The 23,839-nt window shown below is 70.2% G+C and carries 23 protein-coding genes and 1 tRNA gene; 13 read left to right on the forward strand and 11 right to left on the reverse strand.

The features are described from left to right. The first annotated feature begins 20 nt into the window (after nt 1-20). Nucleotides 21-614: a TetR/AcrR family transcriptional regulator gene (locus AC068D_RS31085; protein ID WP_478826437.1), complete on the forward strand. Its 594-nt coding sequence runs from the start codon at nt 21-23 to the stop codon at nt 612-614. 510 nt (nt 615-1,124) lie between these two features. On the opposite strand, the gene AC068D_RS31090 is transcribed toward AC068D_RS31085, so the two are convergent. The 4 genes from AC068D_RS31090 to AC068D_RS31105 form a co-directional block, all read right to left on the reverse strand. After that, nucleotides 1,125-2,339 carry an acyl-CoA dehydrogenase family protein gene (locus AC068D_RS31090; RefSeq protein WP_478826438.1) on the reverse strand — a complete coding sequence of 405 codons (1,215 nt, stop codon included), beginning with the start codon at nt 2,337-2,339 and terminating at the stop codon, nt 1,125-1,127. 7 nt (nt 2,340-2,346) lie between these two features. After that, complete coding sequence (locus AC068D_RS31095; RefSeq protein ID WP_478826439.1) at nt 2,347-3,369, reverse strand: phosphotransferase family protein; 1,023 nt, start codon at nt 3,367-3,369, stop codon at nt 2,347-2,349. 486 nt (nt 3,370-3,855) lie between these two features. Beyond that, the gene (locus tag AC068D_RS31100) at nt 3,856-4,767 is read right to left on the reverse strand and encodes an MBL fold metallo-hydrolase (RefSeq protein ID WP_478826440.1); all 912 of its coding nucleotides are present in this window, start codon (nt 4,765-4,767) and stop codon (nt 3,856-3,858) included. Between the two features lie 98 nt (nt 4,768-4,865). Then, nucleotides 4,866-5,162, reverse strand: a complete 297-nt coding sequence (locus tag AC068D_RS31105) for a hypothetical protein (protein ID WP_478826441.1) — start codon at nt 5,160-5,162, stop codon at nt 4,866-4,868. A 580-nt stretch (nt 5,163-5,742) separates the two neighbouring features. Here AC068D_RS31105 and AC068D_RS31110 point away from each other — a divergent pair. Then, entirely contained in the window at nt 5,743-6,678 is a 936-nt protein-coding gene (locus AC068D_RS31110; protein ID WP_478826442.1) for an NADP-dependent oxidoreductase, read from the forward strand. Nucleotides 6,679-6,705: 27 nt separating this feature from the next. Here AC068D_RS31110 and AC068D_RS31115 read toward each other — a convergent pair whose 3' ends face one another. The 3 genes from AC068D_RS31115 to AC068D_RS31125 all read right to left on the reverse strand — a co-directional run bounded on the left by AC068D_RS31115 (nt 6,706) and on the right by AC068D_RS31125 (nt 8,144). Beyond that, the gene (locus AC068D_RS31115) at nt 6,706-7,023 is read right to left on the reverse strand and encodes a DUF202 domain-containing protein (protein ID WP_478826443.1); all 318 of its coding nucleotides are present in this window, start codon (nt 7,021-7,023) and stop codon (nt 6,706-6,708) included. Next, nucleotides 7,020-7,409, reverse strand: a complete 390-nt coding sequence (locus AC068D_RS31120) for a YidH family protein (RefSeq protein WP_478826444.1) — start codon at nt 7,407-7,409, stop codon at nt 7,020-7,022. The genes AC068D_RS31115 and AC068D_RS31120 overlap by 4 nt, the downstream gene beginning before the upstream one ends. Before the next feature lie 186 nt (nt 7,410-7,595). Further along, the gene (locus AC068D_RS31125; protein ID WP_478826445.1) at nt 7,596-8,144 is read right to left on the reverse strand and encodes an NUDIX hydrolase; all 549 of its coding nucleotides are present in this window, start codon (nt 8,142-8,144) and stop codon (nt 7,596-7,598) included. Nucleotides 8,145-8,321: 177 nt separating this feature from the next. Here AC068D_RS31125 and AC068D_RS31130 point away from each other — a divergent pair, with 177 nt between their 5' ends. The 5 genes from AC068D_RS31130 to AC068D_RS31150 all read left to right on the forward strand — a co-directional run bounded on the left by AC068D_RS31130 (nt 8,322) and on the right by AC068D_RS31150 (nt 14,117). Next, nucleotides 8,322-9,977, forward strand: a complete 1,656-nt coding sequence (locus AC068D_RS31130; RefSeq protein ID WP_478826446.1) for an FAD-binding dehydrogenase — start codon at nt 8,322-8,324, stop codon at nt 9,975-9,977. A 174-nt stretch (nt 9,978-10,151) separates the two neighbouring features. Further along, nucleotides 10,152-11,111 (forward strand): hypothetical protein, encoded by a 960-nt coding sequence (locus tag AC068D_RS31135; RefSeq protein WP_478826447.1) that lies wholly within the window; start codon nt 10,152-10,154, stop codon nt 11,109-11,111. Nucleotides 11,112-11,131: 20 nt separating this feature from the next. Beyond that, entirely contained in the window at nt 11,132-12,703 is a 1,572-nt protein-coding gene (locus tag AC068D_RS31140) for an APC family permease (protein ID WP_478826448.1), read from the forward strand. Nucleotides 12,704-12,766: 63 nt separating this feature from the next. Continuing rightward, nucleotides 12,767-13,504: a molybdopterin-dependent oxidoreductase gene (locus AC068D_RS31145; protein ID WP_478826449.1), complete on the forward strand. Its 738-nt coding sequence runs from the start codon at nt 12,767-12,769 to the stop codon at nt 13,502-13,504. Beyond that, a complete protein-coding gene (locus AC068D_RS31150) occupies nt 13,446-14,117 on the forward strand; it encodes a cytochrome b/b6 domain-containing protein (protein WP_478826450.1) in 672 nt (223 codons plus the stop codon). Before AC068D_RS31145 ends, AC068D_RS31150 begins: the two co-directional genes overlap by 59 nt. Before the next feature lie 30 nt (nt 14,118-14,147). Here the strand turns inward: AC068D_RS31150 and AC068D_RS31155 are convergent, their stop codons facing one another. Together AC068D_RS31155 and AC068D_RS31160 are read right to left on the reverse strand one after the other, a co-directional pair. Next, complete coding sequence (locus AC068D_RS31155) at nt 14,148-15,545, reverse strand: GntP family permease (protein WP_478826451.1); 1,398 nt, start codon at nt 15,543-15,545, stop codon at nt 14,148-14,150. A 9-nt stretch (nt 15,546-15,554) separates the two neighbouring features. Continuing rightward, a complete protein-coding gene (locus tag AC068D_RS31160; protein WP_478826452.1) occupies nt 15,555-16,064 on the reverse strand; it encodes a gluconokinase in 510 nt (169 codons plus the stop codon). A 162-nt stretch (nt 16,065-16,226) separates the two neighbouring features. On the opposite strand from AC068D_RS31160, the gene AC068D_RS31165 reads away from it, so the two are divergent. The 3 genes from AC068D_RS31165 (at nt 16,227) to AC068D_RS31175 (ending at nt 19,859) form a co-directional block, all read left to right on the forward strand. Next, on the forward strand, nt 16,227-16,928 hold the full coding sequence (locus AC068D_RS31165; protein ID WP_478826453.1) for a FadR/GntR family transcriptional regulator: 702 nt from the start codon (nt 16,227-16,229) through the stop codon (nt 16,926-16,928). A 222-nt stretch (nt 16,929-17,150) separates the two neighbouring features. Then, the gene (locus tag AC068D_RS31170) at nt 17,151-18,614 is read left to right on the forward strand and encodes an amino acid permease (protein WP_478826454.1); all 1,464 of its coding nucleotides are present in this window, start codon (nt 17,151-17,153) and stop codon (nt 18,612-18,614) included. 147 nt (nt 18,615-18,761) lie between these two features. Continuing rightward, nucleotides 18,762-19,859, forward strand: a complete 1,098-nt coding sequence (locus AC068D_RS31175; protein WP_478826455.1) for an S-(hydroxymethyl)mycothiol dehydrogenase — start codon at nt 18,762-18,764, stop codon at nt 19,857-19,859. Nucleotides 19,860-19,868: 9 nt separating this feature from the next. Here the strand turns inward: AC068D_RS31175 and AC068D_RS31180 are convergent, their stop codons facing one another. Together AC068D_RS31180 and AC068D_RS31185 are read right to left on the reverse strand one after the other, a co-directional pair. Next, nucleotides 19,869-20,804 carry a pseudouridine synthase gene (locus tag AC068D_RS31180; RefSeq protein WP_478826456.1) on the reverse strand — a complete coding sequence of 312 codons (936 nt, stop codon included), beginning with the start codon at nt 20,802-20,804 and terminating at the stop codon, nt 19,869-19,871. A 68-nt stretch (nt 20,805-20,872) separates the two neighbouring features. After that, nucleotides 20,873-20,960: transfer RNA gene (locus tag AC068D_RS31185), tRNA-Leu, on the reverse strand. Between the two features lie 191 nt (nt 20,961-21,151). Between AC068D_RS31185 and AC068D_RS31190 the strand changes: the two genes are divergently transcribed. The 3 genes from AC068D_RS31190 to AC068D_RS31200 all read left to right on the forward strand — a co-directional run bounded on the left by AC068D_RS31190 (nt 21,152) and on the right by AC068D_RS31200 (nt 23,827). Continuing rightward, nucleotides 21,152-22,477, forward strand: coding sequence for a M20/M25/M40 family metallo-hydrolase (locus AC068D_RS31190; RefSeq protein WP_478826457.1), 1,326 nt, complete (start codon nt 21,152-21,154; stop codon nt 22,475-22,477). 178 nt (nt 22,478-22,655) lie between these two features. Then, nucleotides 22,656-22,889 carry a chaplin ChpH gene (gene chpH, locus AC068D_RS31195; protein WP_478826458.1) on the forward strand — a complete coding sequence of 78 codons (234 nt, stop codon included), beginning with the start codon at nt 22,656-22,658 and terminating at the stop codon, nt 22,887-22,889. A 134-nt stretch (nt 22,890-23,023) separates the two neighbouring features. Then, nucleotides 23,024-23,827, forward strand: a complete 804-nt coding sequence (locus AC068D_RS31200) for a chaplin (RefSeq protein ID WP_478826459.1) — start codon at nt 23,024-23,026, stop codon at nt 23,825-23,827. Nucleotides 23,828-23,839 lie beyond the last annotated feature (12 nt).

Raw genomic sequence — 23,839 nt, forward strand, 5'->3', positions numbered from 1 at the left:
GTGAAAGGGTGGTGGCGGCAATGGCCAGGACGACGGACGGGAACGGCACTCCCGTCCCCCAGAGGCTGCTGGCCGCCGCCACCCGGCTCTTCGCGGAGCAGGGGTACGACCGTACGTCCGTCCAGGAGATCGTCGAGGCGGCGGGCGTCACCAAAGGTGCGCTCTACCACTACTTCGGCTCCAAGGAGGACCTCCTGCAGGAGGTGTACTCCCGTGTGCTCCGGCTTCAGCAGGAGCGGCTGGACGCCTTCGCGGAGGCGGACGCGCCGGTGGACGAGCGACTGAGGGACGCCGCCGCCGATGTCGTCGTGACCACGATCGAGAACCTCGACGACGCGGCGATCTTCTTCCGCTCGATGCATCACCTCAGCCCGGAGAAGAACAAGCAGGTCCGCGCCGAGCGCAGGCGGTACCACGAGCGCTTCCGGGCGCTCATCGAGGAGGGCCAGAGCAGCGGCGTGTTCTCCGACACGACCCCTGCGGATCTGGTCGTGGACTATCACTTCGGCTCGGTCCACCACCTGTCCACCTGGTACCGCCCGGACGGACCGCTCAGCCCTCAGCAGGTCGCCGATCACCTGGCCGACCTGCTGCTGCGCGCTCTGCGTCCGTAGCGGGCCGCCGACCGCGCCGCCCCGGGGCCCGCACGCGCGGCGCGCCGGCGATCCGCCACCCGTGAGCAGGAGTGCGCCTTCAGGTCCGCGCCACCGTGCGCCCGCTCATGCCGCATCCGGCCGGCAGCGGACCGCGGCCGACGGGGGACGTACTCGTCGATCGCGGCACTGGCCCGGAGGCGCGGGGCCGCAGGCCGAGCCCTTCGACGGGGCAGGGGCTGTCGCCGTGGCCGGAGGCCGTAGGAGAGAGCCCGGTGCCCGTGGACGACGAAATCGGCCGGCAGACCGCTGAGGCGCGTCCTGCCGATGGTGCATGGACCGAGCAGGAGCACCGGCGCGGCGGCAGGGAGCAGCCCCGCGGTCGTCGTCCGTGGCGCAGCTGTCGCACAACCGAGGCGCCGGCCTGCTCCGTCGGCGACAGGCCCCGACGGAGCAGGCCGGCGCCGGTGAACCGGCGCCGGCGGCAGCTGTCGCACGACGACCGACGATCACCTCACGGCGGTACGGCCCTCAGAGGTACTTCTTCAGCTCCTGGCGCGCCAGCGACCGCTGGTGCACCTCGTCCGGTCCGTCCGCCAGCTTCAGCGTCCGCGCCCCCGACCACAGTTCGGCCAGCGGGAAGTCCTGACTGACACCGCCGGCGCCGTGCACCTGGATCGCCCTGTCGAGGATGTCGACGACCGCACGCGGCGTGGCGATCTTGATGGCCTGGATCTCGGTGTGTGCGCCCCGGTTCCCGACCGTGTCCATCAGCCAGGCGGTCTTGAGGACCAACAGCCGCAGCTGCTCGACGGTGACACGGGCGTCCGCGATCCACGTCTGTACGACACCCTGGTGGGCGATCGGCTTGCCGAAGGCGGTGCGGGAGACCGCGCGGCGGCACATCAGCTCGATCGCCCGCTCGGCCATGCCGATCAGCCGCATGCAGTGGTGGATACGACCCGGTCCGAGCCGGGCCTGCGCGATTGCGAAGCCGCCGCCCTCCTCGCCGATCAGGTTCGACGCGGGAACGCGGACGTCGTCGAAGACGACCTCGGCGTGGCCGCCGTGCAGGTGGTCCTCGTAGCCGTAGACCTGCATCGCGCGACGGACCTCCAGGCCCGGGGTGTCGCGCGGGACGAGGATCATCGACTGCTGGCGGCGGACGTCGTCGCCGTCCGGGTCGGTCTTGCCCATCACGATGAAGATCCTGCAGTTCGGATTCATCGCACCGGAGATGTACCACTTCCGGCCGTTGATGACGTACTCGTCGCCGTCCCGCTCGATCCGTGTCTCGATGTTGGTCGCGTCGGACGATGCCACGTCGGGCTCGGTCATCGCGAAGGCCGAGCGGATCTCACCGGCGAGCAGCGGCTCCAGCCACTGCTTCCTCTGCTCGTCGGACCCGAAGAGGGCGAGCACCTCCATGTTGCCGGTGTCCGGCGCCGCGCAGTTCAGTGCGGTGGGTGCCAGGTGCGGGGACCGGCCTGTGATCTCGGCGAGCGGTGCGTACTGGAGATTCGTCAGCCCGCCGCCGTACTGCGCATCCGGCAGGAAGAGGTTCCACAGACCCTGCCTGCGGGCCTCGGCCTTGAGCTCCTCGATGACCTCCGGGGTGTCCCACGGGGACGCGAGCTTCGCGTGCTGCTCGTGCGCGACCGCCTCGGCCGGATACACGTGCTCGTCCATGAAAGCGAGCAGCTTGGCCCGCAACTCCTCGGTGCGTGCGTCGAATGCGAAGTCCATGGGGTGATCAGCCTTCCTGGAGGGTGGTGAGACCGTGCTCGATGAAGACGGGGACGAGATCGCCGATGCGGTCGAAGCCGGGGCCGACGGTCTGACCGAGGGTGTAGCGGTAGTGGATGCCCTCCAGGATCACGGCCAGCTTGAACCAGGCGAACGCCGTGTACCAGGCGATGGCGGAGGTGTCGCGGCCGGAGCGGGCCGCGTACCGCTCGACCAGTTCGGCGGCGTCCGGGTGCCCGGCGGCCCCGGCCGTCGTGCTGATGGGGGAGTCGGGCAGTTCCAGCTTCCGGCTGTACATCACGAGCAGCCCGAGGTCGGTGAGCGGATCGCCGAGCGTGGACATCTCCCAGTCGAGGATGGCCTTGATCCGGTCGTCGTCGCCGATCAGGACGTTGTCGAGGCGGTAGTCGCCATGGATGACGCAGGGCCGGGGCGAGGCCGGCAGCGAGCGGCCGAGGGAGGCGTGCAGCTCGTCGATGCCCCCGAGCTCCCGGTTGCGGGATGCGTCGAGCTGCTTGCCCCAGCGGCGCAGCTGCCGGTCGAGGAAGCCCTCCGGGCGGCCGAAATCACCCAGGCCGACTGCCTCAGGGTCCACGGCGTGCAGCTCGACGAGCGTGTCGACGAGGCCGAGCACGGCGTTCCGGGTGCGCTCGGGGCCGATCGGGGCGAGCTCCTCGGCCGTGCGGTAGGGCGTGCCCTCGACGAACTCCATGACGTAGAAGGGCGCGCCGAGCACGGACTCGTCCTCGCACAGCAGTACGGGCTCGGGCACCGGCACGGCCGTGGGGTGCAGTGCGCTGATGACCCGGTGCTCGCGTTTCATGTCGTGCGCCGTGGCCAGCACATGCCCCAGCGGGGGCCGGCGGACCACCCAGCGGCGCGTGCCGTCGGAGACGGCGTAGGTGAGGTTGGAGCGGCCGCCCTGGATCAGCCTGGCGCTGAGCGGTCCGCTCACCAGGCCCGGCCGCTCGCGGTCGAGACGGCCGCGCAACTGCTCGGGGTCGAGGCCCGGGGGGTGGACTGAGCTCATTCGGGGCACCTCCGGTGGGGGCGGCGATTCGGTTCCCGCTCATGATGACCGACCAGTCGGTATGTAGTCCAGGGTGCGCCGGGGGCCGGCTTCGGCCGACGGCCCGCCGGCTCCGTGCATGCACGGCGTTCATGTATGTATTCCGGGCTGCCCATCACCCCGGTCCGGTGGTTTCCCGTCGCCCCGGACCGACGGCGGCACGTGCTTCACCCGCTGCGCCGGGGGCCGCGGGCGTCCCCACCGCGCCGCGCCTTCGAGCGGAGGCGGCTGTACGTCTCCGGTGCACGGGGCCTCCGTGCAGCCCTCGACCGGGAGCGGTCGGCGGCACTGCACCGGCTGGGCGACGGAAGGACGGAACCGCGGAACGGCGGACGAGCGCGCCGCCGAGCCGATGCGGCGGCGCGGCGGCGATGCGCAGGGGTGGACCCGCGCCGGCGTGCCGCAGTGCCGCGCTGGTGAGCGGGCACCGCGGCGGTTCGGTGGTGCTCAGGCGTGACAGGCCACCGGCACGCCGCCGTTCATGACGGCCATGTCCCCGAAGACGGCGACCGGGTCGAGCGGTGAGCCCGCGGGGCGCCCCTCCAGCTCGGCGTAGGCGCGGTGGAGATTCGCCACCAGCCGCTCGCATTCGCGGAGTTCACCGAACTCGCCGAGATCGGCACCCTTGGCGGTCTCCAGCGGTGTCAGCCCCTTGGTGTGGCCCGTCTCGGCGAGTTCGGTGACGAACCGGAAGTAGCGCTCGGTCGCGTCGTACGCCGACGGGTCGCCGACCGGGCCGTGTCCCGGTACGACGATGCCCGCGTCCAGTGAGCGCAGCAGCTCCAGTGCCCGTAGCGATCCGCTCAGCGAGCCCATCGGGATGAACGGGGTACCGCCGTTGAAGATCAGGTCGCCGGTGAAGACGATCCCGTGCTCCGGGAGGTGCACGATCGTGTCGCCGGTGGTGTGTGCCACCCCGGGATGGATCAGACGCACTTCCGTCCCGCCCGCGTGCAACGTGAGCCGTTCGCTGTACGTCATGTCCGGCGCGGTGATCGTGATGTCGCCGAAGTCGGTTTCCGGCCAGATGAGATGCAGCTGGTGCCCGGCGGCCAGGACCTCCTCGCGGCAGGCGTCATGACCGACGACGGTCGCATCCGGCCGGAACACGGCGTTGCCGTACGTGTGGTCCCCGTGGTGGTGCGTGTTCACGAGTGTCCGCGGCAGCGGAGCCCCGGTGGCGAGCAGCGACTCGCGCAGTCGCAGGGCCCGCTGCTCCGTGGCGGCTGTGTCGACGAGGATCGTGGACCCACCGTCGCTGACGAATCCGGCATTGTTGAGGCACCAGCCGCCATCCGGCTGCACATAGGCATGCACGGACGGGGCGAGCTGAACGGTGTACGGATCGCTGGCAGGCACCTTGCTCTCCCGGGAGAATGGACGAACTGGTGGTGAAAGACTGCCAGTTGGCCGTGTCTCCGGGGAAGCCGGGGCCGGACCGGGTCCCTGGGCGGGGGTCAGTGGTCGTCCCAGTGCCCGGCGTGGGCGGCGTGACGGTGGCCGTCGTGGATGTAGTCGACATGGTCCCCGTGTCTGACCGCCGTGTGCCCGCAGCCCGCGCCGTGCTGGTGGGAGTGGTCGGTGTGGGTGACATGGCCGCTGGGCTCGCACTCGTCCCAGTGGCCCTGATGTGAGCGGTGCACATGCCCGTCGTGTGCGTAGTCGATGTGGTCGCCGTGCACGAACTCGGCGTGTCCGCATGCCGGTCCATGGGCGTGCTCGTGGGTGGAGTGTTCCTGGTGGAGAACGGTCATGGCGCTCACCTTCGAGGCGGTTCAAGGGTCCCCAGGTAGCCCTGGGCCGCTCAGACTAGTCTGAAATGTCCGATTCTCCGGCGTTCCGGTGCTGTGCCGTGGCAAAGGCGTCTGCGTATTCCTCCGACCAGCGGGCCCGAGGCCCCGGCCCTGGGGTTCGCCCCGTCGAGGGGGCGCCCCCGCCCCGGGGTTCGCCCCGACGGCGGCGGGTGGCCCGGGCGCACCCGGCGGACCGCCGGTGCGGTCGCCCGAGGGGCGAGATCTGCGGCCACCCGCCGGGGAGGGACGGCGCATGCCCCCCGGCCCCGGCGGAGGGCCCGGCCCGTCCGCTGGGCGAGGACGGCCACGAGGAGCATGCGCCCTTCCGCCGCCCCGGCCCGTGGCACCGGCTGCGTTCCACTGGACGCGGACGGTGTCGAGCCCGGCGGCCGTCCGGGGCCCGGGACCGCCTTGACCGGCCCGAGGGCGGCATCCCTGGCCCCGCGCACAGCGCTCCGCCCGCGGCCGGCGCAACGGCCCTGAGCAGCGGCCGGGCTGCCCCGGCTTGCGGAAGCCGGGGCAGCGCCGGAGGGTCGGACGTATGAAGGCGATCAGCTACCGCAGCTACGGCGGCCCCGAGGTCCTGGAGTACGGCGAGCTCCCGGAGCCGAAGGTCGGCCCCGACACCGTCCTGGTCAAGGTACGGGCGGCTGCCGTCAACCCGGTGGACTGGAAGGCGCGCGAGGGTTACCTGGACGGGGTGCTCGACTCCGTTTTCCCGGTCGTCCCCGGCTGGGACGTCTCCGGGGTCGTCGTGCAGCCCGGGGTCTCCGTTCCGGAGTTCGCCGTCGGTGACGAGGTCATGGGCTATGTCCGGGAGGACTTCCTGTCCCGCGGAACCTTCGCCGAGTACGTGGCCGCCCCGGTCCGTACGCTCGCCCGCAAACCGCGCAATCTGAGCTTCGAGGAGGCCGCCGGGCTGCCCCTCACCGGGCTCACCGCCTATCAGGTGCTCACTCACGCGCTGAGCGTGGGATCCGGCGACACCCTCCTGGTGCACGCCGCGGCCGGCGGGGTCGGTTCGATGGCGGTGCAGCTCGCCCGCCACTTCGGAGCGCGCGTGATCGGGACCGCGAGCGAGTCGTCCCACGAGTATCTGCGCGACCTGGGAGCGGAGCCGGTGACGTACGGCGACGGCCTCGCCGAACGCGTACGGGCCCTGGCGCCCGACGGTGTCCAGTCGGTCTTCGACACGGTCGGCGGCGAGACGCTGACCGTGTCCGCGGAGCTGCTCGCCGAGGGCGGCCGGATCGCGTCCATCGCCGATCCGGCGGTCACCACCCTGGGCGGGCGCTATGTCTTCGTCCGGCCCAACACCGCGGATCTGTACCGGCTGAGCGAACTCGCCGAGGAGGAAGTCATCTCTGTCCACGTGGCCCGCAGCTTCCCTCTGGAGCAGGCGGCGGACGCCCACCGGCTCAATCAGGAGGGGCACACCCGCGGGAAGATCGTCGTCACCGTCGACTGGGAGGCCTGAACCGCCGGGCGCCGCCCACCCGGCGGTTCACCACACGATCGCCACGGCGAACACGGCGAGCGCCAGGGTGCAGAGCGTGGCTGCCCATGCCTGCCGCAGCGGCATGGCGCCCGGCGGGCGCCGCGTGGCCATCGCCTCGATGCGCCGGTGGGCCACCGACAGAAAGCCCAGCCAGACCAGCGCGCTCAGAGCGAACGCGACGAGGTCGTCCCCGGAAACGTCGTCATGGTGCACGATCTGCCGCGCCGCCAGTACGGCGGCGACCGTGAAGGCCAGGGTGGTGCGTCGCCAAGCGAGCCTCGTCCGCTCCGGCTGCAGCCCCGGGTCCCGGCCGTCACCACTCATGCACGCCCCCAGGCCACGACGACCACCATCGTCACCGACACGGCCGCCACGACCAGCGCCAGCACCGTCGGGAAGCGCGACACGGGCAGATCCTCGCCGCGTCGCATCGCCCGCTCGCACCGCACCCAGTGGTTGACCGCCCGGAAGGCGCAGAGCACCCCCGCGCCGATCAGCGCGAGCGACAGGCCGACGCGCACTCCCCAGCGCAGATCCGGCAGGAACTGGTCGACCGCGAAGCCCCCGGCGATCAGCGCGAGCGCGGTACGGATCCAGGCGAGGAACGTGCGCTCGTTGGCGAGCGAGAAGCGGTAGTCGGGGGTCTCGCCCTCGTCCCGGATCCGCTGGGGCGAGGCCCACAGCCGCAGACTCCGTACCCATTCGCTCACGCGTCGCACCCTACCCGCGAGGTCTCGCTGCCGGCGGACGGCATCCCCACAGGGCCGAAGACGCGCACACGCCCGCATGCGAGCAGGAGTTCGAGCTGGCCGTGACCGAGGAACCCGCCGGTCGACCGGCGGCCCGGGGTGTCCTCCCGGACCGGACCGAGGCCCTGGCCCTGCCCCCGGCGCGGCTCAGCCCGACGCCTCCCGGTGGGCGCGCAGCCGCTCGTAGGCCGCAAGGCCGTCCGGGACCCACTCCCACTGCCCGAGCAGTTGCTCCAGCTCCTTCTCGGTGACGAAGGCATGCCAGGCGACCTCCTCGGCCTGCGGGTTCACGGCCGGCTCGCAGCGGACCTCGTACACCGCCGACCACCAGGTCCCCCGGGGCTGTCCGGGCTCGGCGGCGTCGGGCTCGTACAGGAACGTGAAGAGCGGTTCGGGCCGGGGGAGCCCCGTCACCCCGAGTTCCTCCTCGGCCTCGCGCAGGGCCGCATCGTCATACGACTCGCCCGCGCCGACGACACCGCCGACGAACATGTCGTACAGCGAACGGAAGACGAGCTTCCCCGCGGTGCGGCGGTGGACGAACACCCTGCCCTCCGCGTCGCGGACCTGGATGAACACACAGCGGTGGCGCAGACCCCGGGCGTAGGCCTCGCCGCGCGGGGCCTGCCCGACGACCTCGTCGTTCTCGTCGACGATGTCGAGGATCTCGTCGGAAGGACTCGAAGGGGCAGTCATACCGCCCATCCAATCAGGATCACGTCGTGGCCGGCCCGCGGTGTGATCCCGACGGCGATTCCGTCGGGACCGTCGCAACGGTTGACGAGTTACCGCCGCGTACCGAAGATCGGACCGACCCGAGCCAACCGAGAAGGTCCGCGCTGCCGCGCGCCCGCTCCGAGAGGGAGACGACCCATGGCGTACGACGCTGATGTCATCGTGATCGGGGCCGGCCTCGCGGGGCTCGTGGCCACCGCGGAGCTCGTCGACGCCGGACGCCGCGTCATTCTGCTGGACCAGGAACCCGAGCAGTCGATCGGGGGTCAGGCCCACTGGTCGTTCGGCGGGCTCTTCTTCGTCGACTCGCCCGAGCAGCGCCGGATGCGGATCAAGGACAGCAGGGACCTGGCGCTCCAGGACTGGCTCGGCACGGCGGGCTTCGACCGCGCGGAGGACCGCTGGCCGCGCCGCTGGGCCGAGGCGTACGTCGACTTCGCGGCCGGAGAGAAGAGGGCCTGGCTCCATGCGCAGGGCGTGCGGTTCTTCCCCGTCGTCGGCTGGGCCGAACGCGGTGGCTACGGAGCGACCGGGCACGGCAATTCGGTGCCGCGTTTCCACATCACCTGGGGGACCGGGCCCGGGATCGTCGAGCCCTTCGAGCGGCGCGTGCGGGCCGGTGTTGCGCGTGGCCTCGTCGATCTGCGCTTCCGGCACCGGGTGACCGGACTGGGCCGGACCGCGGGGGCGGTGGACACCGTGACCGGCGAGATCCTGGAGCGCTCCGGCGTCGAGCGGGGCAAGGCGAGCAGCCGCGAGGTCACGGGCTCCTTCGAACTGCGCGCCCAGGCGGTCGTCGTCACCTCCGGAGGCATCGGCGGCAACCACGATCTCGTGCGGGCCCAGTGGCCCGAGCGTCTCGGCACCCCGCCCGAGAAAATGCTCTCCGGCGTGCCCGCGCACGTCGACGGACTGATGCTGGGCATCGCGGAGGCAGCAGGCGGCCACCACATCAACCGCGACCGTATGTGGCACTACACCGAGGGCATAGAGAACTGGAACCCCATCTGGGCTCGGCACGGCATCCGTATCCTGCCCGGCCCCTCCTCGGTCTGGCTGGACGCACGCGGGCACCGGCTGCCCGTGCCGCTCTTCCCCGGCTTCGACACCCTGGGGACGCTGGAGCACATCATGAAGTCGGGCCACGACTACACCTGGTTCGTCCTCGACCAGCGCATCATCGGCAAGGAGTTCGCCCTCTCCGGCTCCGAGCAGAACCCCGACCTGACGGGCAGGTCGGTGCGCGGGGTCATCGGACGCGCCCGCACCGAAGTGCCGGGGCCCGTCCGGGCGTTCATGGACAAGGGTGCGGACTTCGTCGTCGAGAAGGATCTCGGTGCGCTGGTGCGCGGGATGAACGCGCTCACCAAGGAGCCGCTGATCGACGAGGCGAGGCTGCGCGACGAAATCACCGCGCGTGACCGGGAGATCGCGAACCCCTTCACCAAGGACCTCCAGATCACGGCGATCCGAGGGGCCCGCACCTATCTCGGCGACAAGCTCATCCGCACCGCCGCCCCGCACCGCATGCTCGACCCCAAGGCCGGGCCCCTCATCGCCGTCCGGCTGAACATCCTCACCCGCAAGTCCCTGGGCGGTCTGGAGACCGATCTGTCCTCGCGTGTCCTCATGGAGGGCGGCGAACCACTGCCGGGGATGTACGCGGCAGGCGAGGCGGCCGGCTTCGGAGGCGGCGGTGTCCACGGCTATCGTGCCCTGGAGGGCACGTTCCTCGGCGGCTGCATCTTCTCGGGACGTGCGGCGGGCCGGGCCGCGGCGAAGGCGGTCTCCTGAAGCACCACGGCAACCATGCCGAAACCCGGTCCGGCTGTGCGGAGTTGACCGAGAACCGGCCTGTGCAGTCCACCCCGGAGGTCCGGCCTTGACGCGGAGCATTGCCTACCGCTTTGCTGTGCGCGACCGTTCGATCACGTCCCGCGCACACATCGCAGTGAAGGAAGCCCGCGGATGCCCCCACCTCCGCCGCCGCTCGGCCGCGCCCGACGTCGCGGCGCGCGTTCCGGGCAGACCTTCGATCCGGCCCTCGGTGACTCCGAACTCATCTCCGTGCGGGCCAAGTTGGCCCAGGGCAGATGGACCGCTGCCCGGTCGCTGCTCGCCGCGACGGAGGACGACTGGGATCGCCGAGGGCACCGCCTCATGGTGCTCGGTGAACCCCCGTCGACGGCCGCCTGGGCACACGACTGGCTGGTCGCCGACCCCGGCAACCCCGACGCCACCGCACTCCTCGCCTGTGCCACCGTCTGCCGTGCGCTGCGCGGCAAGGAGCGCCCGGACCGGGCCCGTACGGCATGCCGGGCGGCGGCCGACCTCGCTCCCCACGATCCGACACCGTGGCTCGCCCTGCTGCTCCTCGCCCGCTCCCTCGGCACCGAGGACGAGGTCGCACGACTCTTCGACGAAGTGCGCGTCCGCCACCCCGAACACCATCACGCCCACCATCTGATGGCGGCCAGACTCGCCGAGCGCCACCCCGGCGCCGGCCAGGACCCACTGCACGAGGTGTACGACTTCGCGGCCTGGGCCGCCGAACAGGCGCCCGCGGACTCCCCGCTCGCCGTCCTCCCCGTGGTCGCCCACGCGGAGCGCTACCGGGTGCTGGCGGCTGCCGGACACGAGAGCGCCGACCCGATCGCCTCGGGCCACTGGACCGGCCGGCGTGCCCGGCAGGTCATGAAGGCCGCATTCGACTGGTGGCTGGAGTGGGAGAGCGAGGACCACCCCCGCAACCGTATCGACCTCAACTTCCTCGCACACGCAAAGTTCTGCGAGGGCAGGCCGGCCGAAGCCGCAGCGCTCTTCCACCGCATCGGCCCGCATGCCACCCCGGCCCCCTGGTCGTACCCGGACCAGGACCCGCACGACGCGTTCCATGCCGCGCGCAGCGCCGCGCTCGGCACCGCCTGATCCGAGAGGACAAACCCGCCATGTCGCCGGGCAGTTCGAGTACGAGCGCCATCAGCACGAGCACGAGCACCAGCGAGATCAGCACCTACAAGGGACAGGAACGCGCCCTTCGCGCCGACCGCCTCGGCACCGCCGGCCTGCTGCTCTCCGTGCTGGCCGCCAGTGCACCACTGATGGTCGTCGCCGGGGTGATGCCCACCGTGTTTGGTGTCATGGGCATGGTCGGCCAGCCGCTTCTCTACGTCATCCTCGGCATCGTCCTGATGCTGTTCAGCGTCGGCTACGCCGAGATGAGCCGCCATGTCCACAACGCCGGCGCCTTCTACGCCTACATAGCCCGTGGCCTCGGCCCCACCGCCGGCGCCGGGGCCTCGCTCGTCGCCCTCGTCGCGTACAGCGCGATGCAGGTCGGCATCTACGGCATTCTCGGGTTCGAGATCTCCGCCCTGCTCGCCACCCACTTCGAGCTGACGGTCGCCTGGTGGATACCCGCCCTCGCCGCCGCCGCGATCGTCGCCGTACTCGGCTGGCTCAAGATCGACCTCAACGCAAGGGTCCTCGGCGTCCTGCTCGTCGTCGAGTGCTCGCTCGTCGTCATCTTCGACCTCGGCGCCATCGCCGAACCGGGCCGCGAGGGACTGTCGTTCGCCGCCTTCAACCCGGACACACTCGCCGGCGCCGGCCTCGGTACCGCCCTGTGCTTCTGCATCGCCGCCTTCACCGGTTTCGAGCAGTCCCCGGTGTACGCGGAGGAGACCAGCCGCCCCCATGTCGTCGTCTCGCGGGTGCTGTTCCTCGCGGTCGGGTTCGTCGCGCTGTTCCTCGCGCTCAGTGCCTGGGCGCTCTCCGTGGCCACGGGGCCCGGCGCCATCGTCGGCGAGGCGGGCGAGAAGGGACCGGGTCTGCTCTTCGCGCTCACGGAGACCAGGCTGGGCGGCACCTTCACCGACGTCCTGCACGTCCTCTTCGTCACCGGTATGTTCGCGGCCCTGCTCAGCTTCCACAACGTCGTCGCGCGGTATGCGTTCGCCATGGGCCGCGAGGGGCTGCTCCCGGCCGTCTTCGGGCGGACGAACAGGGCCAGCGGCGCCCCCGCGACCGGATCCCTGCTCCAGTCCGGCGTCTCCGTACTGGTCGTCGTGGTCTTCGCGGCCACCGACGGCCAGCCGGCGGGCGACCCGACCACACCCGTGCTGCGCCTCTTCACCTGGATGGGCAACGTCGGCGCCCTCGGCGTCATCCTGCTGATGGCCGCGGCCTCGTTCGCGGTGATCGCCTTCTTCGTACGCCGCGGCGCTGCAGGAGCGCAGGCCTGGCGGCTCGTCGCAGCCGCCCTCGCCGGCATCGCCCTCCTGGCGATCGCCGTCTACACCGTCAAGGACTTCGACGTCCTGATCGGTGCCGGCCCCGGCTCCTCGCTGAGCTGGTTCCTGCCGGGCATCATCGGGGTCGCGCTGGCCGGCGGGCTGCTGTACGGGGCAGTCCTCCGGGCAACCCGTCCCGAGGTGCACGCGCGTATCGGACTGGGCAACGAGGCCTTCCAGCTCGATCGCGCGGCCGAGTCCGCGGACCCGGCTGCCGAGCAGGTGTGACGGAAGTCTGACGAATACCCGCGGCCACTGGTGTCCGGCGGCCGCGGGTGCTCGAATCGATGTGTGAACGATCCGACCCCAGCCCCGTCACCGGACTCGGACGGCGCGCCCGTCGGACGGCGCGTCGTGCTGTCCGTGCTCGGTCTCGGCGCCGCAGGCGTTGCCGCCGCGCCGTATCTCCAGCGCGGTCTTGAAGCCTTCCTCGGCTCGGCCGCCGACAAGGACCCCACCGGACTCACCGGACTGCTCCCCAACGGCGGCGGATTCCGCTACTACTCGGTGGCCGCCTCCGTACCGCGCAAGAGCGCCGCGGGCTACCGCCTCACCGTCGGCGGACTGGTCGAGCGGCCCACGACGTACACCCTGGACGACCTGCGTGCACTGCCGCAGACCCGCGTGGTGCGCGATGTGCAGTGCGTCACCGGCTGGCGTGTTCCCGACACCGCCTTCGAGGGCGTGCGGCTGTCTGCCCTGCTCGATGCGGCAGGCGTACGGCCCCAAGCCCGGGCGATCCGCTTCACGTGCTTCGACGGCACCTACAGCGAGAGCCTCAGCCTCGACCAGGCCCGCCGCTCCGATGTCATGGTCTGTCTGCGCATGCAGGACGAGCCGCTCAGCCATGCGCACGGCGGCCCGGTGCGTCTCTATGTCGCGCCCATGTACTTCTACAAGTCCGCGAAATGGCTCTCCGGAATCTCCCTGACCTCCGAAGTGCAGCCCGGGTACTGGGAGGAGCGAGGTTATGACGTCGACGCCTGGGTCGGCCGGTCGAACGGCCGAGACGACGCCCCCACCGTCTGAACCCCCCTCATCGGTACGGAGGTTCAGTCGAGCCGAGCGCTGGATCCACCGTACGACCGCCGCCCTGATGCTGATGTGCGTGGTGACCGCGGCCTGTCTCTACGTGCCCGGGCTCGCCGAACTCGTGGGACGACGCCATCTCGTGGTGATGCTGCACGAGTGGTCCGGACTGCTGCTCCCCGTACCGTTCCTGGTGGGACTGGCCTCGCCCGCCTTCCGGGCCGATCTGCGACGGCTGAACCGCTTCGGGCCCCACGACCGGAAATGGCTGCGGGCCGTACGGCGCAGGGAGTACGGCCCGCACGAGCGCCCGGCGGGCAAGTTCAACGCCGGCCAGAAACTCTACGCAGCCTGGATCGCCGGTGCGGTGCTGGTCATGCTCGGTACAGGTCTGCTGATGTGGTTCACGCATCTGACCCCGCTCGTGTGGCGCACGAGCGCGACCTTCGTGCACGACTGGCTGGCGCTGACGATCGGTCTGGTGCTCCTCGGCCACATCGGGATGGCGTTCGCCGACCCGGAGGCACGCCGCGGCATGCGCACCGGGTCGGTCGGGCGGCCCTGGGCCCGGCGGGAGCACCCGCTGTGGGACCCCGACGGGGACGACGGCTGATCCCCCGGAGCGTGGGCGACCGGTCGACGCTCAGAAGACCAGGGAGAGCAGCAGGACGAAGACGATGCCGACCACCGAGATGATGGTCTCCATCACCGACCAGGTCTTGACCGTCTGGCCGACGCTCATCCCGAAGTACTCCTTCACCAGCCAGAATCCGGCGTCGTTGACATGGCTGAAGAACAGCGAACCGGCACCGATCGCCAGCACCAGCAGCGCTGCCTCGGGCGTCGACATGCCCGTGGCGAGCGGGGCCACCAGACCGGCCGCGGAGATCGTGGCCACGGTCGCCGAGCCGGTGGCCAGCCGGATGGCGACCGCGATCAGCCAGGCCAGCAGCAGCGTGGGTATGGACCAGTTCCTGGAGTAGTCCAGGATCATCTGGCCCACTCCGATGTCGATCAGGGTCGTCTTGAAACCGCCGCCGGCGCCGACGATGAGGAGCACGCCCGCGATCGGGGCGAGGGACCTCTCCACGGTCGAGGCGATCCTTTCCCTGGTGAAGCCGGCTGCGCGGCCCAGCGTGAACATGCCGACGATCACGGCCGCGAGCAGTGCGATCAGCGGTGAGCCGATGACGTCCGTGACCCGCTGGACATGGTTCTCCGGGTCGTCGACGACGATCTCCACCAGGGCCTTCGCCATCATCAGCACGACGGGGAGCAGCACGGTGGAGACGGTGGCGGCGAAGCTCGGCCGCTTCTCCAGATCCTCCGAGGCGCGCTGGGGGATCATGCGCTCGGGCGCCGGGACGTCGACCCAGCGGGCCGCGTACTTCGAGAACACCGGACCGGCGATGATCACGGTCGGTACGGCGACGACAAGGCCGAGAGCCAGGGTGACGCCCAGGTTGGCCCCAATGGCGTCGATGGCGACCAGCGGGCCGGGGTGCGGCGGGACGAGGCCGTGCATCACGGACAGTCCGGCGAGCGCCGGGATGCCGATCCGCATCAGCGAGAAATTGCCGCGCTTCGCGACCATCAGCACGACCGGGATCAGCAGGACGATGCCGACCTCGAAGAAGAGCGGCAACCCGATGATCGACGCGATCAGCACCATGGCCCAGGGCATGGACCGCTTGCTCGCCCTGGCGAGGATCGTGTCGACGATCTCGTCGCCGCCGCCGGAGTCGGCCAGCAGCTTGCCGAGGATCGCCCCGAGAGCGATGAGCACACCGACGCCCGCGACCGTGGCGCCGAGGCCCGTGGAGAAGGACGTGATCGTCTTGTCGAGCGGGGCCCCGGCGAAGGCACCCAGCGCCAGCGAACCGATGGTCAGTGCCAGGAAGGCGTGCAGCCTGAACCTGGTGATGAGCAGGACGATGACGGCGATGCCCGCCAGGACGGCTATGCCCAGTTGTGCGTTGCCCGCCGAGGTGATCGGCTCGACGGCGTCCGCTGCCGCCGTCTGGACGCTGAGACGGGTCACGGTGCTTCCTCAGTCCTCGAGCCGGCGCAGCGCGGCGACGGCCCGGTCGGTGATTTCTTCGGGGGAGCCGGACACGTCGACGCAGACGCCGGCCTCGTCCTCCTGCAGCGGCTGCAGGACGGCGAACTGCGAGTCGAGCAGCCTGGTGGGCATGAAGTGGCCCCGGCGCTCCGTCATCCGCCGCTCGATCAGCGCGCGGTCGCCCGTCAGATGCAGGAACACGATCCCGGGGGCGGAGGCGCGGAGCCGGTCCCGGTAGCTCCGCTTGAGCGCGGAGCTGGAGACGACACCGCCGAGCCCGGCCCTTCCCCGGGCCCACCGGCCGATGGCATCGAGCCAGGGACGCCGGTCCGCGTCGTCCAGCGGAACGCCGGCCGACATCTTGGCGACGTTCGCCGCGGGGTGGAAGTCGTCTCCTTCGGCGTACGGAACGCCCAGGCGTCCGGCGAGCAGGGAGCCGATCGTGGTCTTGCCGGTCCCTGCCACGCCCATCACCACAACGACATGAGGGGTGCTCATCGGTGCCTCGCTGTCTTCATCGACATCGGTCAGACGCCATCGACATCGGTCCGACGTCGAGCCGTCGCGCCACTGAAACGCATTAGGTATGACTTATTCAAGAGTCCGAGATATAAACGTCATACTTTTTGAACGTTGATCGTGCACCGTACTCTTGCCTTCATGACCACAGAGGGCCACGGGCTGCACACACGCGTCCTCGACAGCCTCGGCCTTGCGATCACCGCCGGTGAGTATCCGCCGGGCAGTGTGATTCGCACCGACGAGGTGGCCGAGAGCTTCGACGTGTCGCGCACCGTCGTCCGTGAGGTGGTCCGCGTCCTGGAGTCGATGCATCTGGTCGAGTCGCGGCGGCGCGTCGGCGTGACCGTACGTCCCACTGCGGACTGGAACGTCTACGACCCCCGCGTCATCCGCTGGCGGCTCGCCGGCGCCGACCGCCCCCGCCAGCTGGGCTCCCTCACCGTGCTGCGCTCCGCGATCGAGCCGGTCGCCGCCGGCCTCGCGGCCCGTCGTGCGACGCCCGAGCAGTGCGCCGAGCTCACCGAGTGCGCCCTGGGTATGGTCGCCACCTCCCGCGGCCACCAGCTGGAGGGCTACCTGAAGCACGACATCGCCTTCCACCGTGTCGTGCTCAACGCTTCGGGCAACGAGATGTTCGCCCGGCTCGGCGATGTCGTCGCCGAGGTCCTCACGGGCAGAACCCGCCACCATGTGATGTTCGAGGACCCGGATCCGGCGGCCGTCACCCTTCATGTCCAGGTCGCCGAGGCCGTTCGCGAAGGCGATGCCGAGCGGGCCGAGCGGCTCACGCGCGAGATCGCCGTAGGGGCCCTCCACGAGCTGGACGTACTCGCGCCTTGATGATCAAGGCTTCCTTGCTTCACCTTGTTGAAACCTCTGAAATACCTCAGATCTATGTCTGAGTGAGGTGCACCACTGCCAAAATCCCAGGGTTGCCGTGACTATGAGCTTCTGGGCCCTTCTGCGCCCCAGGCCGGCCGTGGTGACTGTCTTCCTCACCCCGGGAAGGCCGCCGGCATCCGACCGGCTACCGCACATCCCCTCACGAAGGCGAACAGCTCTATGAGTGACCGCACCCTGACTGCGGCCGATACGCCCCTGGCCGGCACCCCGGCCACGGGCACCCCCCATGTGGACGCCGGTGACGCCGGGTACCGCAAGGACCTCAAGTCACGGCACATCAACATGATCGCCATCGGCGGCGCCATCGGGACGGGCCTCTTCCTCGGCGCAGGTGGCCGCATGGCCAGCGCCGGCCCCTCGCTGTTCATCGCGTACGCGGTCTGCGGTGTCTTCGCCTTCTTCGTCGTGCGCGCGCTCGGCGAGCTCGTCCTCTACCGGCCGTCCTCCGGTGCCTTCGTCTCGTACGCCCGCGAGTTCATGGGCGAGAAGGGTGCCTACACGGCCGGCTGGCTGTACTTCCTCAACTGGTCGACCACCGCCATCGTGGACATCACCGCGGCGGCGATCTACGCCCAGTTCTGGTCCATGTTCAGCGACATCCCGCAGTGGGTGCTCGCCCTGATCGCGCTCGCCGTGGTCCTCGCGGCCAACCTCATCTCGGTGAAGTACTTCGGTGAGATGGAGTTCTGGTTCGCGATCATCAAGGTCGCCGCACTGGTGATCTTCATGCTCATCGGCATCTTCCTCGTCGTCACCCAGCACGAGGTCGGCGGCCATACCCCGGGTCTGTCCACCATCGCGGACAACGGCGGCATCTTCCCGAACGGCATGATGCCGATGCTGCTGCTCATCCAGGGCGTCGTCTTCGCCTACGCCTCCGTCGAGCTCTGCGGTGTCGCCGCGGGCGAGACCGAGAACCCCCAGAAGATCATGCCGAAGGCGATCAACTCGATCATGTGGCGCGTCGGCATCTTCTACGTCGGCTCGGTCGTCCTGCTCGCCCTGCTGCTGCCCTACACCGCTTTCACCGGCGACCAGAGCCCGTTCGTCACCGTCTTCAACAAGCTCGGCATCCCCGGTGCCGCCAGCGTGATGAACCTCGTCGTGCTCACCGCCGCGATGTCCAGCCTCAACTCCGGCCTCTACTCCACCGGACGCATCCTGCGTTCGATGTCGCTCTCGGGTTCCGCACCCAAGTTCACCGGCGTGATGAACAAGGGCGGAGTCCCCTACGGCGGCATCCTGCTCACCGCGGGCTTCGGTGTCGCGGGCGTCTTCCTCAACTACGTCATGCCCGGTGACGCATTCGAGCTCATGCTGAACTTCGGGTCCATCGGCATCATCGGCACCTGGGGCATGATCATGGTCTGCTCCCTGCTGTTCTGGAACCGCTCCAAGGACGGCCGGGTCACCCGCCCGGGCTACCGGCTGCCCTGGGCCCCGTACACACAGCTCGTCACGCTGGCCTTCCTGGCCTCCGTGCTGGTCCTGATGTGGATGGACGGCGGCATCAGCCGCACCACGATCAACTTCCTGCCGCTGATCGCCCTGGCGCTCGTCGGCGGCTGGTACCTGGTGCGCGGCAAGGTCAAGAAGATCGCCGCAGGCCACGCCAAGGGCTGACGCCCGCAGGCCCTCCATCGGGCCGTCCACTCGCAGGCCCCCCGCAGGAGACTTCCGGCGGGGGGCCTCGCCGTGGAGCACCCGCACGGGCATGGTGGTGCCGTACACATGGAGTACACACCTGCCCCGAGGAAGGGAAGCACTGCGATGGCGCAGCAGGTCCAGGGGGTCGTCGCCCCCGGCAGGAACGAACCCGTTCAGGTCGTGGACATCATGGTTCCCGACCCGGGTCCAGGTGAGGCCGTGGTGAAGATCCAGGCCTGCGGGGTCTGCCATACCGACCTCCACTACAAACAGGGCGGCATCAGCGACGACTTCCCCTTCCTGCTGGGTCATGAGGCCGCCGGCCTCGTGGAATCGATCGGCCCGGGTGTCAACGACGTCGTCCCCGGGGACTTCGTGATCCTCAACTGGCGTGCGGTCTGCGGTCGCTGCCGTGCCTGTCTGCGCGGCAGGCCGTGGTATTGCTTCGACACCCACAACGCCCGCCAGAAGATGACCCTGGCCTCCGGCCCGGGGGCGGGCAGGGAACTGTCCCCGGCGCTCGGTATCGGTGCCTTCGCGGAGAAGACCCTGGTCGCCGCCGGTCAGTGCACCAAGGTCGACCCCTCCGTTGCCCCGGCCGTCGCCGGCCTGTTGGGCTGCGGCGTCATGGCGGGTATCGGCGCCGCCCTCAACACCGGGAACGTCGGCCGCGGTGACTCCGTGGCCGTCATCGGCTGCGGCGGCGTCGGCGACGCGGCGATCGTCGGCTCCCGCCTGGCCGGAGCCGCCCGCATCATCGCCGTCGACATCGACGACCGCAAGCTGGAGACCGCCCGTTCCATGGGCGCCACCCACACCGTCAATTCCCGGTCGACCGACGCTGTCGAGGCCGTACGCGAGCTCACCGGAGGCTTCGGCGCCGACGTCGTCATCGAGGCCGTCGGCCGACCCGAGACCTACCGGCAGGCCTTCTACGCGAGGGACCTGGCCGGCACGGTCGTCCTGGTCGGTGTGCCCACCCCCGAGATGAAGCTCGAACTCCCGCTCCTGGACGTGTTCGGCCGCGGCGGCGCGCTCAAGTCCTCCTGGTACGGCGACTGTCTGCCGTCCCGGGACTTCCCCATGCTCATCGACCTGCACCGGCAGGGCCGCATCGACCTGGGCGCGTTCGTCACCGAGACGATCGGCCTCGGCGACGTGGAGAAGGCCTTCGCCCGTATGCACGAGGGTGATGTGCTGCGCTCGGTGGTGCTGCTGTGATCAGCGGGATCACCAGGCGGCCAGCCGCCGCCCGCTTTCGAAGCGGCACTCCCGCCCAGTGAGCGGATCGGTGAACTCCAGCGTTCGCGCGAGGAGCTGCAACGGCCGCGCGAACTCCGCGCCTCCGGCGGGCTCTTCCGCACGGACCACCGGATAGACCGGGTCGTACAGGATCGGCAGCCCCAGGCTGTTCATGTGCACCCGCAGTTGATGGGTTCGGCCGGTCGCCGGCACCAGCCGGTACCGGCCGAGCCCTCCGCGGTGCTCGAGCAACTCGATCGTGCTCTCGCTGTTCGGCTCGCCGGCCACCTCCCGGGCGGCCAGCACTCCTCGCTCCTTCTCGATCCTGCTGCGCACGGTGACGGGCAGGGCGATCCGGGGGTCGTACGGTGCCACCGCCTCGTACTCCTTGCGCACCCGGCGGTCCCGGAACAGCGTCTGGTAGGCGCCGCGCTCCTCGGGCCTCACGACGAACAGCGCGAGCCCCGCCGTCAGGCGGTCGAGCCGGTGCGCCGGTTGCAGCCGGGGCAGCCCGAGGTCGCGGCGCAGTCTGGCCAGCGCCGTCTCGGTGATGTGCCGTCCGCGCGGGGTCGTGGCCAGGAAATGCGGCTTGTCGGCGACCACCAGGTGCTCGTCCCGGTACACGATCCCCACCTCGAACGGCACACGCTCCTCGGCCGCGAAGTCCCGGTGGAACCAGAGATGACGGCCCGCTGTGTACGGCTCGTCCCGCGCGGCCGGGCCATCGGTCCCGACGAACCGGCCCTCCCGCAGCATCGCGTCCACCCGCTCGGCCCCGATCGCACCACTGAACCGCTCGACGAGGTGATCGCCCACGGTCCGCCAGACACCCTCCGGATCGGCGGGCAGCCGTATCCGTACGGGATCGATGCCGTCCCGCTGCGGCAGGGGCGCCGGGGGCGCGGTCCGTCGTCTGCGTGCCACGGCTCCACACCTCCTTCCCACAAGGCTAGGAAAAAGCAAAGAACCCCAGCTCAGCTGGGGTTCTTCGATGGTGTCCGAGGGGGGACTTGAACCCCCACGCCCGATAAAGGGCACTAGCACCTCAAGCTAGCGCGTCTGCCATTCCGCCACCCGGACGAGGTGTCTGTCTCGCGGCCCTGGGCCGTTCCGACGTGGAAAACCATAGCAAACAATCGGGGGTGCTCGATCACCCGCTCCTCCCCCCCCCGTGCGGACGGGCCCACGGTGGCGCCCCGGCGCTCTTGGGGTGCGAGCGGGGGCGCGGGAGGATGTGGGGGACCACCAGAGCGACAGCGGGAGGAAACAGCGTGAGCGAGTCGAGCACCGGCCGGACGGTCTCAGGCGAGGACGAGGTCGTCGACCTCTGTCGCGATCTGATCCGGATCGACACCAGCAACTACGGCGACCACTCCGGCCCCGGGGAGCGGGCCGCCGCCGAGTACGTGGCGGAGAAGCTCGCCGAGGTGGGCCTGGAGCCGAAGATCATCGAGTCGCACAAGGGCCGCGCCTCCACCGTGGCGCGGATCGAGGGCGAGGACCCGTCCCGCCCCGCACTGCTGATCCACGGACACACCGACGTCGTACCGGCCGACGCCGACGACTGGACGCACCACCCGTTCTCCGGGGAGATCGCCGACGGCTGCGTATGGGGCCGTGGCGCGGTCGACATGAAGGACATGGACGCAATGACGCTCGCGGTCGTCCGGGACCGTCTGCGCAGCGGCCGCAAGCCTCCGCGCGACGTCGTCCTGGCGTTCCTCGCGGACGAGGAGGCGGGAGGCACCTACGGAGCCCGGTATCTCGTCGACAAGCATCCGGACCTCTTCGAGGGCGTGACGGAGGCGATCGGCGAGGTGGGCGGCTTTTCGTTCACCGTGAACGAGAATCTGCGGCTCTATCTCGTGGAGACGGCCCAGAAGGGCATGCACTGGATGCGGCTCACGGTCGAGGGCACCGCCGGGCACGGCTCGATGACCAACAACGACAACGCGATCACCGAGCTGTGCGAGGCCGTGGGCCGGCTCGGCCGGCACACCTGGCCGGTGCGCGTGACCAAGACCGTACGGTCCTTCCTCGACGAGCTGTCCGACGCCCTGGGGACTCCGCTCGACCCGGAGGACATGGATGCGACGCTCGCCAAGCTCGGCGGCATCGCCAAGATGGTCGGGGCGACGCTGCGGAACTCGGCCGCTCCGACGATGCTCGGCGCCGGCTACAAGGTGAACGTGATCCCGGGCCAGGCCACCGCCCATGTCGACGGGCGCTTCCTGCCCGGCTACGAGCAGGAGTTCCTGGCCGACCTGGACCGCATTCTCGGGCCGCGCGTCAAGCGTGAGGACGTGCACGGCGACAAGGCGCTGGAGACCAGTTTCGACGGTGACCTCGTCGACGCGATGCAGTCGGCCCTGAAGGCCGAGGACCCGATCGCGCGTGCCGTTCCGTACATGCTTTCCGGCGGCACGGATGCCAAGTCCTTCGACGATCTGGGCATCCGGTGCTTCGGCTTCGCGCCGCTGCAGCTGCCACCGGAGCTGGACTTCGCCGGGATGTTCCACGGTGTGGACGAGCGGGTGCCGGTGGACGGACTCACCTTCGGTGTCCGGGTGCTGGACCGTTTCCTCGATGCGAGCTGAACATGACGACCGGTTCGCCGGACCCGTCGATTCGTTGATCGGAAACCTAATAATCGCCCGCACGTGCGTAATTGACTGAAAAGAGTGAATGGGACCATACGCTAGTAGCCCCATTACCTCCTCCTCGTTACAGGTGTGCGGTCCGCGGCTGGGATCGCATTGCCAACAAGGAGGAATAATGATCAAGAAGGTCGTCGCTGCTGCGGCTGCCACCGGTGGTCTCGTGCTCGCGAGTGCGGGTATGGCCTTTGCCGACGCGGGCGCCCAGGGTGCTGCCGTGAACTCTCCCGGCGTGCTCTCGGGCAATGTCGTCCAGGTGCCCGTTCACGTGCCGGTGAACGCGTGCGGCAACACGGTCTCCGTGATCGGGCTGCTGAACCCCACCTTCGGCAACACCTGCGTCAACGCGTGACGTTGTGCCTCGCCTGTAAGGGCTGAACAAGGCGGCTCCGGAGTGCGCGCCATGTGCTCCGGAGCCGTTGGCATTCCGCCCCCGCGCGACAGCGCCCGGGGGCACTCCGGAAGTCAGAAGGCAGGGAACTACCTATGCGACAGGTCACGCGAAAAGGCCTGATCACCGTGGCGGCCGCGGGTGGCGTGCTCGTCCTCAGCGGTGGATACGCGCACGCGCACGGGGGTGCGGGGGCCCATGGCGGTGCCTCGGATTCCCCGGGTGTGCTCTCCGGGAACACGCTCCAGGTCCCGGTGCATGTGCCGGTCAATGTCTGTGGCAACACCGTGAATGTCATCGGTGTGCTGAACCCCGCGTTCGGGAACCGCTGCGTCAATGCGCAGCAGAACGGCAGCGGCGCCCATGCCGAGGGCAGTACGGCGAATTCGCCAGGAGTCGGCTCCGGCAACACGGTCCAGGTACCCGTCGACGTGCCCGTGAACGCATGCGGGAACAGTGTGACGATCGGCGGCCTCGGCAACGCTGCCGTCGGCAATGGCTGCGCCAACGGCCCGGGCGAGAACGTTCCGGGTGAGCCGGGGGAACCTGGTGAGCCGGGAGAGCCGGGAGAGCCGGGAGAGCCGGGGGAACCTGGTGAGCCGGGAGAGCCGGGAGAGCCGGAGGAACCTGGTGAGCCGGGAGAGCCGGGAGAGCCTGGTGAGCCGGGAGAGCCGGGGGAACCTGGTGAGCCGGGAGAGCCGGGTGGGCCCGGGGACTCCGGAACGCCGATCGAGCCCTCCGTTCCGAACACCCCGGACACCGACACCGTCACCCCGTCCACGCCCACGGACCAGCTCGCGCACACCGGTGCCGGCTCGCTCGGGTTCGTGATCCCCGCGGGTGCCGGACTGCTGCTCGGCGGTGCGGTTCTCTACCGCAGGGCCCGCACCTCGGCGTAGCCGTGCGGTGAC

It is taken from the genome of Streptomyces sp. NPDC043861 (assembly GCF_056435905.1).

What these genes read in the sequence shown, in the direction of transcription:
- AC068D_RS31085 (WP_478826437.1), top strand. Translation starts at nt 21, where the DNA reads ATGGCCAGGACGACGGACGGGAACGGCACTCCCGTCCCCCAGAGGCTG.
- AC068D_RS31090 (WP_478826438.1), bottom strand. Translation starts at nt 2,339, where the DNA reads ATGGACTTCGCATTCGACGCACGCACCGAGGAGTTGCGGGCCAAGCTG.
- AC068D_RS31095 (WP_478826439.1), bottom strand. Translation starts at nt 3,369, where the DNA reads ATGAGCTCAGTCCACCCCCCGGGCCTCGACCCCGAGCAGTTGCGCGGC.
- AC068D_RS31105 (WP_478826441.1), bottom strand. Translation starts at nt 5,162, where the DNA reads ATGACCGTTCTCCACCAGGAACACTCCACCCACGAGCACGCCCATGGA.
- AC068D_RS31110 (WP_478826442.1), top strand. Translation starts at nt 5,743, where the DNA reads ATGAAGGCGATCAGCTACCGCAGCTACGGCGGCCCCGAGGTCCTGGAG.
- AC068D_RS31115 (WP_478826443.1), bottom strand. Translation starts at nt 7,023, where the DNA reads ATGAGTGGTGACGGCCGGGACCCGGGGCTGCAGCCGGAGCGGACGAGG.
- AC068D_RS31125 (WP_478826445.1), bottom strand. Translation starts at nt 8,144, where the DNA reads ATGACTGCCCCTTCGAGTCCTTCCGACGAGATCCTCGACATCGTCGAC.
- AC068D_RS31130 (WP_478826446.1), top strand. Translation starts at nt 8,322, where the DNA reads ATGGCGTACGACGCTGATGTCATCGTGATCGGGGCCGGCCTCGCGGGG.
- AC068D_RS31135 (WP_478826447.1), top strand. Translation starts at nt 10,152, where the DNA reads ATGCCCCCACCTCCGCCGCCGCTCGGCCGCGCCCGACGTCGCGGCGCG.
- AC068D_RS31140 (WP_478826448.1), top strand. Translation starts at nt 11,132, where the DNA reads ATGTCGCCGGGCAGTTCGAGTACGAGCGCCATCAGCACGAGCACGAGC.
- AC068D_RS31150 (WP_478826450.1), top strand. Translation starts at nt 13,446, where the DNA reads ATGACGTCGACGCCTGGGTCGGCCGGTCGAACGGCCGAGACGACGCCC.
- AC068D_RS31160 (WP_478826452.1), bottom strand. Translation starts at nt 16,064, where the DNA reads ATGAGCACCCCTCATGTCGTTGTGGTGATGGGCGTGGCAGGGACCGGC.
- AC068D_RS31165 (WP_478826453.1), top strand. Translation starts at nt 16,227, where the DNA reads ATGACCACAGAGGGCCACGGGCTGCACACACGCGTCCTCGACAGCCTC.
- AC068D_RS31170 (WP_478826454.1), top strand. Translation starts at nt 17,151, where the DNA reads ATGAGTGACCGCACCCTGACTGCGGCCGATACGCCCCTGGCCGGCACC.
- AC068D_RS31175 (WP_478826455.1), top strand. Translation starts at nt 18,762, where the DNA reads ATGGCGCAGCAGGTCCAGGGGGTCGTCGCCCCCGGCAGGAACGAACCC.
- chpH (WP_478826458.1), top strand. Translation starts at nt 22,656, where the DNA reads ATGATCAAGAAGGTCGTCGCTGCTGCGGCTGCCACCGGTGGTCTCGTG.
- AC068D_RS31200 (WP_478826459.1), top strand. Translation starts at nt 23,024, where the DNA reads ATGCGACAGGTCACGCGAAAAGGCCTGATCACCGTGGCGGCCGCGGGT.